10 protein-coding genes and 1 pseudogene are annotated in these 9,385 nt (G+C 70.6%); 4 read left to right on the top strand and 7 right to left on the bottom strand.

Annotation, left to right across the window (positions count from 1 at the left end):
- The 5 genes and pseudogenes from VFZ09_RS46940 to VFZ09_RS46920 form a co-directional block, all read right to left on the bottom strand.
- Positions 1 to 503, bottom strand: a pseudogene (locus VFZ09_RS46940) (hypothetical protein); the annotation flags it as partial.
- Positions 504 to 587: 84 nt separating this feature from the next.
- Positions 588 to 1,649 carry an ABC transporter ATP-binding protein gene (locus tag VFZ09_RS46935; RefSeq protein WP_329734366.1) on the bottom strand — a complete coding sequence of 354 codons (1,062 nt, stop codon included), beginning with the start codon at positions 1,647 to 1,649 and terminating at the stop codon, positions 588 to 590.
- Positions 1,646 to 2,494, bottom strand: a complete 849-nt coding sequence (gene cysW / locus VFZ09_RS46930; RefSeq protein WP_329734365.1) for a sulfate ABC transporter permease subunit CysW — start codon at positions 2,492 to 2,494, stop codon at positions 1,646 to 1,648. The genes VFZ09_RS46935 and cysW overlap by 4 nt, the downstream gene beginning before the upstream one ends.
- Positions 2,495 to 2,506: 12 nt before the next feature.
- Entirely contained in the window at positions 2,507 to 3,352 is an 846-nt protein-coding gene (cysT, locus tag VFZ09_RS46925; protein ID WP_329734364.1) for a sulfate ABC transporter permease subunit CysT, read from the bottom strand.
- A gap of 12 nt (positions 3,353 to 3,364) precedes the next feature.
- Positions 3,365 to 4,414 carry a sulfate ABC transporter substrate-binding protein gene (locus tag VFZ09_RS46920; RefSeq protein WP_329734363.1) on the bottom strand — a complete coding sequence of 350 codons (1,050 nt, stop codon included), beginning with the start codon at positions 4,412 to 4,414 and terminating at the stop codon, positions 3,365 to 3,367.
- Between the two features lie 230 nt (positions 4,415 to 4,644).
- On the opposite strand from VFZ09_RS46920, the gene VFZ09_RS46915 reads away from it, so the two are divergent.
- From VFZ09_RS46915 to VFZ09_RS46900, 4 genes are all read left to right on the top strand, one after another.
- Positions 4,645 to 5,448: a hypothetical protein gene (locus VFZ09_RS46915; protein ID WP_329734362.1), complete on the top strand. Its 804-nt coding sequence runs from the start codon at positions 4,645 to 4,647 to the stop codon at positions 5,446 to 5,448.
- 54 nt (positions 5,449 to 5,502) lie between these two features.
- On the top strand, positions 5,503 to 6,249 hold the full coding sequence (cobS, locus tag VFZ09_RS46910) for an adenosylcobinamide-GDP ribazoletransferase (protein WP_329734361.1): 747 nt from the start codon (positions 5,503 to 5,505) through the stop codon (positions 6,247 to 6,249).
- A complete protein-coding gene (locus VFZ09_RS46905; protein WP_329734360.1) occupies positions 6,249 to 6,872 on the top strand; it encodes a histidine phosphatase family protein in 624 nt (207 codons plus the stop codon). Before cobS ends, VFZ09_RS46905 begins: the two co-directional genes overlap by 1 nt.
- A gap of 64 nt (positions 6,873 to 6,936) precedes the next feature.
- Positions 6,937 to 8,577 carry a serine/threonine-protein kinase gene (locus VFZ09_RS46900; protein WP_329734359.1) on the top strand — a complete coding sequence of 547 codons (1,641 nt, stop codon included), beginning with the start codon at positions 6,937 to 6,939 and terminating at the stop codon, positions 8,575 to 8,577.
- Positions 8,578 to 8,634: 57 nt separating this feature from the next.
- Here VFZ09_RS46900 and VFZ09_RS46895 read toward each other — a convergent pair whose 3' ends face one another.
- Both VFZ09_RS46895 and VFZ09_RS46890 read right to left on the bottom strand, forming a co-directional pair.
- Positions 8,635 to 9,009: a helix-hairpin-helix domain-containing protein gene (locus VFZ09_RS46895; protein WP_329734358.1), complete on the bottom strand. Its 375-nt coding sequence runs from the start codon at positions 9,007 to 9,009 to the stop codon at positions 8,635 to 8,637.
- Positions 9,006 to 9,260: a hypothetical protein gene (locus VFZ09_RS46890; RefSeq protein WP_047863136.1), complete on the bottom strand. Its 255-nt coding sequence runs from the start codon at positions 9,258 to 9,260 to the stop codon at positions 9,006 to 9,008. The genes VFZ09_RS46895 and VFZ09_RS46890 overlap by 4 nt, the downstream gene beginning before the upstream one ends.
- Between the last annotated feature and the right edge of the window lie 125 nt (positions 9,261 to 9,385).

Genomic DNA, 9,385 nt, shown 5'->3' with positions numbered 1-9,385 from the left:
GTGGCGGCGGCCAGCTCGGCGTCCATCCACCGCAGCTGACGTTCCCCATATTCGATGTAGCGGACGAAGATGCCGTTGCCCGCACGAGCGATGCCCTGGTGACTGGCCCGGAGTCTGGGCAGCTCACGGGAAAGGCGGCGGGTGGAGGCGGACACCTCGTCCACGGCCTCCAGGAGCGCCAGGTGGGCCGCCAGGGCGCTGCCCCGCGCCGGGGTGTCCGCATCGCCCGGGCCCACGGCCGTCACCGCCTGCCGTGCCTGCTGGCGGCGGTGCAGCCGCTGTGTCCCCTCGGGCTCGGGCGTGGGTGGTTCACCTGGCCCTTGTGCCCAAGAGGGGGCGGCGGTCTCATGCGGCGTGTAGCGCAGGTGTGTCCCCTGGCCGCGAGGCGGCAGTGACGCACAGGCGTTGCACAGCAGGGCCAGGGTGAGCAGCAGCCTCGCCCATGGATTCACAGGCCCTTGTGTCTGGGTGCGCAGCGGCATCACCCACAGCGTGCACATCATCAGCGCCTCCGATGGGGAACTCCATTCTGGGGGGCATCTCTGACGAATCCGGACAGCCAGCAGGTGACGGGTGGATGCAACAGCTCAGATGGCGAAGTCGCCGAGGAACACCTGGGCCATGCGCACGTCCGCGTGCACATGGTCGCCCTCGACGACACCCAGGTCCTCGAACTCGGCGCGGGGCACCTCGACGGTGACCGTCTCTCCCGAGGGCAGCTTGAGCAGCACCTTCACGTAGCCGCCCACCGACTTCAGCCGCTCCACCCGGCTCGTGGTGAGCTCGTTGCTCCCGTTCGCGGGCCTGGCGAGCTTGATGTCATGCGGCCGGACGAAGGCCTGGACCGCCTCGCCCTCGCGAGCGCTCTGGGGCGCCGCCACCACGAGTGTGCCCACCTCGGCCCGGCCCGAGCGCACGCGCCCGCGCAGGATGCTGGTGCCCCCCACGAACGAAGCCACGAACGGCGTCGCGGGCCGGTCGTAGATCTCCTCCGGCGGCCCCGCCTGGGCCACGCGCCCGTCCGAGAGCACCACCACGTGCTGTGAAATCTCCAGCGCCTCCTCCTGGTCATGCGTGACGAGCAGGGTGGTGACGCCCGTCTGCTCGTGCAGGGACTGGAGCCACTCGCGCAGCTCGATGCGCACGCGGCTGTCGAGCGCGCCGAAGGGCTCGTCCAGCAGCAGCAGCTTGGGCCGGATGGCGAGCGCCCGCGCGAAGGCCACGCGCTGCCGCTGTCCGCCCGAGAGCTGCCCCGGGTAGCGCTTGCCCAGCTCCTCCAACTGCACGAGCTTCAGCATCTCGTCCACGCGCGCTTCGATCTCCCCGCGCGGCAGCTTGCGCGTCTCCAACCCGAAGGCGATGTTCTGCCGCACCGTCATGTGCTTGAAGAGCGCGTAGCTCTGGAAGACCACGCCGATGCCGCGCTTCTGCACGGGCAGGTGCGTACACTCCACGCCCTCGATGCGCACGGAGCCGGAGTCCGGCAGCTCCAGCCCGGCGATGAGGCGCAGCAGGGTGGACTTGCCCGCGCCCGAGGGCCCCAGCAGGGTGGTGATGGCCGCGGACGGAGCGTGGAAGGACACGTCCGAGACGGCGGGCGTGCCCCCGGCGGTGAAGCGCTTGGTGAGTTGCTCGACGATGACGCTCATGGGGCCTCCGCCTTCCACTCGACGTACTTCTTGACGGCCAGGGTCACCAGCGCGAGCACCGTGAGCAGCGAGGCCACGGCGAAGGCACCGGCGAGGTTGTACTCGTTGTAGAGAATCTCCGCGTGCAGCGGCAGGGTGTTGGTCACCCCGCGCACGTGCCCGGACACCACGGACACGGCGCCGAACTCGCCCATCGCCCGCGCGTTGCACAGCAGCACGCCGTACAGCACGCCCCACTTCACCTTGGGCAGCGTCACGTGCAGGAAGGTGCGCCAGCCGCTCGCGCCCAGTGACAGGGCCGCCTCCTCCTCGTCATGCCCCTGCGCCTGCATGATGGGCAGCACCTCGCGCACCACGAAGGGGAACGTCACGAACACCGTGGCCAGCACGATGCCCGGCACCGCGAAGATGATGTGGATGTCGTGCTCGGCCAGCCACGGCCCCAGCCACCCCTGCCTGCCGAAGAGCAGCACGAAGATGAGCCCCGCGATGACGGGCGAGACGCTGAAGGGCAGGTCGATGAGCGTGAGCAGCACGTCCCGTCCGGGGAAGCGGAAGCGGGAGATGAGCCACGCGGCGGCCAGGCCGAACACCAGGTTGAGCGGCACGGCGATGGCGGCGGCCAGCAGCGTGAGGCGGATGGCGCTCCAGGCCTCGGGCTCCAGGATGGCGGCGAAGTAGGCGCCCACGCCCTTCTGTAGGGCGTAGGTGAAGACGGCCACCAGCGGCACGACGAGGAAGAAGCCGAGGAACGCGAGCGCCACGGAGATGAGCAGCCAGCGCACGGCGGCGGGCCCCGAGACGAGGCGCCGGTCGCGGCGGGGAGCGTGCGAGGGGGGGTGCATGGGGCGCGCGTCCTATCCAGTCCCCGGCCGGGTTTCGAACCGGCGTTGGGTCCAGCGTTGCAGCAGGTTGACGGCGAGCAGCAGCGCGAACGACGCCGCGAGCATCACCCCGGCGATGGCCGTGGCGCCCGCGTAGTCGTACTGCTCGAGCCGGGTGATGATGAGCAGCGGCGCGATTTCCGTCTTCATGGGCATGTTGCCGGAGATGAAGACGACGGAGCCGTACTCGCCGATGGCCCGGGCGAAGGCGAGGGTGAAGCCGCTGAGCAGGGCGGGCATCACGCTGGGGAAGAGGACGCGGGTGAACACCTGCCAGGGCGTGGCGCCGAGCGTGGCGGCGGCCTCCTCCACATCCGCCTCGATGTCCTCCAGCACCGGTTGCACGGTGCGCACCACGAAGGGCAGCCCGATGAAGGTGAGCGCGATGACGATGCCCACGGGCGTGAAGGCCACCTGGAAGCCGAGCGCCTCCAGGTGCTGCCCGTACCAGCCGTTGCGCGAGTACAGGGTGGTGAGCGTCAGCCCGGCCACGGCGGTGGGCAGGGCGAAGGGCAGGTCCACCAGCGCGTCCACGAGCGCCTTGCCCGGGAAGCGGTAGCGCACCAGCACCCAGGCCACCAGCAGGCCGAAGACGGCGTTGAGCAGCGCGGCGAGGAAGGCCGCCCCGAAGCTGAGCCGGTACGCGGCCAGCACGCGGGGCGAGGCCACCGTGTCCCAGAACTGCGCCCAGGAGAGGGAGAACGTCTTGAGGAAGAGTCCGGACAGGGGAAGGAGGACGATGAGGCCCAGGTACGACCAGCTGAGCCCCAGGGTCAGCCCGAAGCCCGGCAGGACGCGGCGTCGTGCGCTGCTGTGCATGGTGGCTCCGGACTACTTCGCCTGGGGGTCGTAGAGCTGGTCGAACGCCCCGCCGTCATCGAAGTGCTGCTTCTGCGCCTGCTTCCAGCCGCCGGACACCTCGTCGAGGGTGAAGAGGCTCACGGCGGGGAAGCGGCTGGCGTACTTCGCGGCCACCGCCTGCGAGCGCGGCCGGAAGTGGTGCTTCGCCGCCAGCTCCTGGCCCTCCTCCGTGTAGAGGTACTGCAGCCAGGCCTCGGCCGCGGCGCGCGTGCCCTTGCGGTCCACGTTCCGGTCCACCAGCGCCACCGGCGGCTCGGCGAGGATGCTCACCGAGGGGACGATGATCTCGAACTGGTCCTTGCCCACCTCCTCGGTGAGCAGGAACGCCTCGTTCTCCCAGGCGATGAGCACGTCCCCGAGCCCGCGCTCGGCGAAGGTGGTGGTGGCCCCGCGCGCCCCCGAGTCCAGCACCGGCACGTTCTTGAAGAGCTTCGAGATGAACTCCCGCGCCTTCGCCTCGTCACCCCCAGCTTTGCGCTGCGCGTAGCCCCACGCGGCCAGGTAGTTCCAGCGCGCCCCGCCCGACGTCTTCGGGTTGGGGGTGATGACGCTCACGCCCTCGCGCAGCAAGTCCTCCCAGTCCCGGATGGCCTTGGGGTTGCCCTTGCGCACCACGAACACGATGGTGGACGTGTACGGCGAGCTGTTGCTCGGCAGCCGCTTCTGCCAGTCCGCGGGGATGAGCTGCCCCTTGTCGTGGAGCATGTCGATGTCGTAGGCGAGCGCCAGCGTCACCACGTCCGCGTCCAGCCCGTCGATGACGGCGCGCGCCTGCTTGCCGGAGCCGCCGTGGGACTGCTTGATGACGAGCTTCGTCCCATTCTTCGCCTCCCACTGCTTCGCGAAGGCGGCGTTGAGCTCCGTGTAGAGCTCGCGCGTGGGGTCATACGAGACGTTGAGCAGGGTGAGGGGCTCGCCCTGCGCGGCCCCCGGCTTCGAGCAGCCACCCAGCGCGGGCACGGCGGACAGCAGCAGCGACAGCAGGGCGGCGGTGAGCTTGCGGGTGGACGGCGGCTTCATCAGAGGTACCCCATGAAATTCAAAAGCCCACCGTCCCTCGTGGGGTGGTGGGCTCTTCACGAGTTCGCGGCCGGGGGGCGGGCTTGAACGATTCTCAAGGTGCCCGCCGCCCCTCCGTTTGTCAAGCAGTGTATCCGTTATAGCGGATGGAACCCCCGCGGGTACCCAAAGGTGTGTCTGACACCGTATCCTGCCGCGCCCGGACTCCAGGGACTGGAAGGGAGCAGCGCATGGCGAGCAGGAAGACGAACCTCGGAAGTGAGCGGAAGCTCGACTTCTCCACCCTGGAGGAGCGTGAGGACGCGTCCTGGCACTACCCGGAGCTGGAGCTGACGGGGGCCACGCGCACGGCGCCGCCGGTGCCGGACGAGGACACGACGGGCAAGCTGCTCGCCCCGCTCGACGAGGAGCCGGAGCTGCGCACGGCGTTCTCCACGAAGGCGGTGCTCATCGCGGACCTGCTGCGGGACACGTTCGCCCGGAGGTTCTTCGGCCGCGCGCCCTACCGCGTCCTCCGGGTGGACGAGCCCGAGGGCCCCAGCACGGCGGGAGGCCTCCTGGCCCGGCAATCCATCTCGCTCGTGGCCCGGGAGGGGTCGGCGCCCTCCATCGTCTGCGGCTGGGTGGACACCGCGAAGGAGGAGGCGCAGCTGCGCTGCTACGAGTCGGTGGCCCTGCGCTACGAGTCCCACCACGGCCTGGAGCTGGACCTCTCGCCGGAGCACTACGAGCGCTTCCTGGAGACGCTGGTGGAGACGCTGCTCTCCGGCGGCATCAAGGTCCGCGTGCTCGTGCTGGACGAGGAGGGAGTCGCGCTGAAGCAGGCGCGGGCGGTGGAGGGGGGCGGTCCGGCGGCGAAGGCCCGGAGGCGCCGGGCGTGGGGGAGCCGCATGCTGGCGCTGACGTTCGTGCTGGGGCTGGTGGCGGGGCGGCTGGTGCCCTGGGGAGGGGTGGACTCGGCGCTGGTGGCCGTGGTGCGGGGCGCCGTCGCCGCGTGGACGGACGTGTCGGCGCGGGTAGGTGCAGGCCCCTGAGCTGTCGAGCGGGGGTGCCATCCGCTTGAAAACGTGGCAAGAGGCGCGCTCCCCATGAGGCGCCTGTTCGCCGGCATCGCATTCCTCAGCCGCATCCCCGTGCCCGGGGCGGCCACGTTCGACGCGGCGGACGTGGGCCGCGCGACGTTGCTGTTCCCCGTGGTGGGAGCGCTGCTCGGGGGGGTGCTGGTGCTCGCGCGCCATGCCTTCTACCCGGCGCTGCCGCCCTTCGTGGCCGCCTTCCTGCTGCTGGCCCTGGGGGCGCTGCTGACGGGGGCGCTGCACCTGGATGGCCTGGCGGACATGGCGGATGGGTTTGGAGGCGGGCACACGAAGGAGGACGTGCTGCGCATCATGCGCGACCACCTCATCGGGGCGTACGGGGCGGTGGCGCTGCTGCTGGGGGTGGGGCTGAAGGCGAGCGCCCTGGCGTCGCTGCTCGAGCGGGGACAGGCGGACGTGGCGCTGGTGGTGGCCCCGGCGCTGGGGCGGTGGGCCTCGGTGTTGTTGGGGCGGTTCCTGCCGTACGCGCGCCGCTCGGGCGGGCTGGGGTCGGCCATCACGGATTACGTGGGGTGGACGGAGTGGGTGGGGGCGACGCTGCTGGTGCTCGCACTGGCGGTGGGTGTGCTCGGATGGCGGGGAGGAGTGATATTCGGTGGGGTGACGGTGGTGTCGGCGATCCAGGGCGCCTGGTGCATGCAAAGGATTGGGGGGATTACGGGAGACACGATGGGAGCGAACACGGAAGTATGTGAGACGTTGGTGTTCGTGGTGCTGCTCGGGCTGGGGGAGGGGTGATGGACTGGCGGCTTCCGAAGGGTGTGACGCGGATGGTGCTGGTGCGCCACGGGCAGCCCGTGGAGGAGATGCGGGGCCGGTGCTACGGGCGGCTGGACGTGGGGTTGTCGTCCGCGGGCCGGTTGCAGGCCGAGCGCGCCGCGCGCTTCCTGGCCGAGGCGCCGCTCTTGCGCATCTACACGAGTCCGCGTCAGCGGGCGCGGGAGAGCGCGGCGCCGCTGGCGGAGCTGAAGGCGATGTCGGTGGACACGGAGGCGGCGTTCCGGGAGATCGACTTCGGACTCTTCGAGGGGCTCAGCTACGAGGAGGCGGAGCAGCGCTATCCCGAGGTGTACGCGGAGTGGATGGCGCATCCGACGCGGGTGCGTTTCCCGGAGGGCGAGAGCTACCCGGAGATGCGCGAGCGGGTGCTGACGGCGGGCCGGGAGCTGCGGACGCGGCACGCGGGCGAGACGTTCGTGCTGGTGTCGCACGGCGGGGTGAACCGGACGCTGCTGGCCGAGGCGCTGGGCATGCCGGACGCCAACCTGTTCCGGATGGAGCAGGGGTACGCGTCGGTGAACATCATCGACTTCTATGGGGACGAGCCCATCGTGAAGCTGATGAACGTGACGTTCGGCTGAGTCACGGGCTGGTTCCGGGGGCACGGTCGATGACGGGCCAGGAAGTCGGATAGACTGGCCTTTCATGGAAGCCGCCGCCGCCCCCCGCGCATCGCACTCCGCACGCCTGCTGCAGGAGTACCTGGATCAGGACGTCGTCCCTCGCGAGATGTCCATCGCGCGTTTCATGCGGGGGATGACCCTGCTGAGCTGCGTGGCCGCGGTGCTGCTCGGCGGAGTGATTGGCTGGCGGCTGGCGCTGGGCATCGCGGGCCTGACGGGCGGATTGAGCCTCTACTACACGTTCATGCTCCGGGAGTTGCGGCGCGGCGGCTTCCACCCGGCCATGCAGTGGGTGGACAGCGCCATCACCGTCTCCATTCCGGCGGCGGTGTTCGTCATGGACATGTACTCCCATGGCGCCGTGTACGCGCTCACCGCGCCGCCGCTGGTGGCCTGGGGCGCGCTCATCGTGGTGTGTGCGCTCCGCGCGGGACGGAAGCTGGCCTACGCGGCGGCGGCGCTGGTGGCACTGGAGTACATGGCGCTGTACCTGCTGGTGGCCCAGCCCCGGCTCCCGCCCGAGGCCCTGAGCACCCTGACGTTCCCCATGGTGCTGCTGCGCTGCGTGTTCCTCTTCTGCTACGGGCCGCTGGCGGCGACGCTGGCCAGCGTCATCGTGGGCAAGGCCGAGGACGCGCTGCGCGCCATCCGTGAGAAGGACGTCATGGGGAAGTACTTCCTCCACGAGCGCCTGGGCGTCGGCGGCATGGCCGAGGTGTTCCGCGCCACCTACAGCCCCGAGGGCGGCTTCGAGAAGCAGGTCGCCATCAAGCGCATCCTCCCGGCGTACGCGGACAACGAGGAGTTCCTCGGCCTCTTCCGTCGCGAGGCCGAGCTGGGCTCGCTGCTCATCCACCCCAACATCGTCCAGGTGCTCGACCTGGGACGGCACCAGGGCACCGTCTTCCTGGCCATGGAGTTCGTGGACGGCATGCCGCTCAGCTCGCTGCTGTGGCGCGTGTACTGGAAGCGGCTGTCTCCGGCGGCGGTGGCCTATATCGGCGTGGAGGTCGCCGCCGCGCTGACGTACATGCACGGCCGCACCGGCCCCAAGGGCGAGCCCCTGGGCCTGGTGCACCGCGACCTCAACCCGCCCAACATCCTCCTCTCGCGCATCGGCGAGGTGAAGGTGTCGGACTTCGGCATCGCGCGCGCGGCCAACCAGCTCGCCCTCACCCAGGCCCAGACGGTGCGCGGCAAGGCGGGCTACATGGCGCCGGAGCAGGCCTACGGCAAGCCCCTGGATGGGCGGGCGGACCTCTTCGCCCTCGGCCTCACCCTCCACGAGGCCCTCACCAGCCAGCGCGTCCTGCGGGGAGAGAACGAGGCGGAGCTGATGGTCGCCGCCACCCGGCAGCAGCTGCTGCCGCCCTCCCAGTCCGTGCCCGGCATCTCGCCCACGCTGGACGCCATCATCATGGGTCTGCTCCAGCACGACCCCGAGCAGCGCACGCCCTCGGGCGAGGCCCTGCAGCGCCAGCTCCTGTCGCTCACCGGCGCGGAGGCCCCCTATCCCCATGGCCGTCAGCAGCTCATCGAGGCCATGCGCGAGGCCACCACCCTGACCTCCGCGCCCGTCCAGCCCCTCCAGCTCACGCCCGACATGGCCCTCACCGAGCGGGCCGACGCCATCTCGCTGCCGCCCCGCGCCTCCGGCCGGTGAGGAACACACGGCGGAGAGAGGATGCCCACGGGATGGGCACCCTCCCTCCCCGGGTGCTCAGCGTTTCGCCACGGAGCCGGTGACGCGGACCTCGTCGGCCCGCACCGGCACCTTCTCCACCTTCAGCGTCGTGGGGCCCTGCAGCGTCAGGTACGGCTTGAGCTTCAGGAACTGCTTCTTGCCGAAGCCCTTCACCCGCACCAGCTCCTCGATGCGCTTGAAGGCCCGCTTCTCCCGCCAGGTGACGATGCGCTGCGCGGCCTTCCCGCCCACGCCCGGCAGCAGATCCAACTGCGCCACCGTCGCCTCGTTGAGGTTCACCACCCCCGTGTACTGCGTGCGCGTCTTCGCCTGAGCGGCGTGCGCGCCGCCGGAGCCCAGCAGCCACAACAGCCCCAGCACCGCGGCCACCTGCATCACCCGTGCGCTCACGAGTGGCCTCCCACCGGCAGCGAGTCCAGCCCGCCGTCCAGCCCGTAGCGCCCACCCCCCCCCGCCTGCACCGTGTCCTTCTTGTCCCCCGCCTCGCGCACGTGCAGCTTCCCGTCCAGCGGCAGCACATCCAGCAGCACGTTGAGCGAGCCGTCCTTGTTCACGAACGCGCTCCCCGCCCGCACCCAGATGCTCCCGCCCTTGCCCTCGCGGATGGAGAACACCGCCAACCGCTTCCCCGCCGTCAGCATCTCGACCACCTTTGTCCTTCTCCTTCGCGCCTCCATGGCGCGCTTGTCCGCTGCACAGAGCAGCTGCCGTGCCAGCGGGGCTTCCCTCGGAGGGTGAGCCACGGGGGCGTTCATTTCCGCGCGAG

It is taken from the genome of Archangium sp. (assembly GCF_036277355.1).
Lineage (GTDB): Bacteria > Myxococcota > Myxococcia > Myxococcales > Myxococcaceae > Archangium.
The sequence above is the reverse complement of the archived record's forward strand: the minus strand, read 5'-3'. Positions and strand labels throughout refer to the sequence as shown.

Bases quoted from the DNA above. Each gene is read 5' to 3' on its own strand.
- VFZ09_RS46890 (WP_047863136.1), bottom strand. From the start codon at position 9,260: ATGCTGACGGCGGGGAAGCGGTTGGCGGTGTTCTCCATCCGCGAGGGC.
- cobS (WP_329734361.1), top strand. From the start codon at position 5,503: ATGAGGCGCCTGTTCGCCGGCATCGCATTCCTCAGCCGCATCCCCGTG.
- cysW (WP_329734365.1), bottom strand. From the start codon at position 2,494: ATGCACCCCCCCTCGCACGCTCCCCGCCGCGACCGGCGCCTCGTCTCG.
- cysT (WP_329734364.1), bottom strand. From the start codon at position 3,352: ATGCACAGCAGCGCACGACGCCGCGTCCTGCCGGGCTTCGGGCTGACC.
- VFZ09_RS46915 (WP_329734362.1), top strand. From the start codon at position 4,645: ATGGCGAGCAGGAAGACGAACCTCGGAAGTGAGCGGAAGCTCGACTTC.
- VFZ09_RS46935 (WP_329734366.1), bottom strand. From the start codon at position 1,649: ATGAGCGTCATCGTCGAGCAACTCACCAAGCGCTTCACCGCCGGGGGC.
- VFZ09_RS46920 (WP_329734363.1), bottom strand. From the start codon at position 4,414: ATGAAGCCGCCGTCCACCCGCAAGCTCACCGCCGCCCTGCTGTCGCTG.
- VFZ09_RS46900 (WP_329734359.1), top strand. From the start codon at position 6,937: ATGGAAGCCGCCGCCGCCCCCCGCGCATCGCACTCCGCACGCCTGCTG.
- VFZ09_RS46905 (WP_329734360.1), top strand. From the start codon at position 6,249: ATGGACTGGCGGCTTCCGAAGGGTGTGACGCGGATGGTGCTGGTGCGC.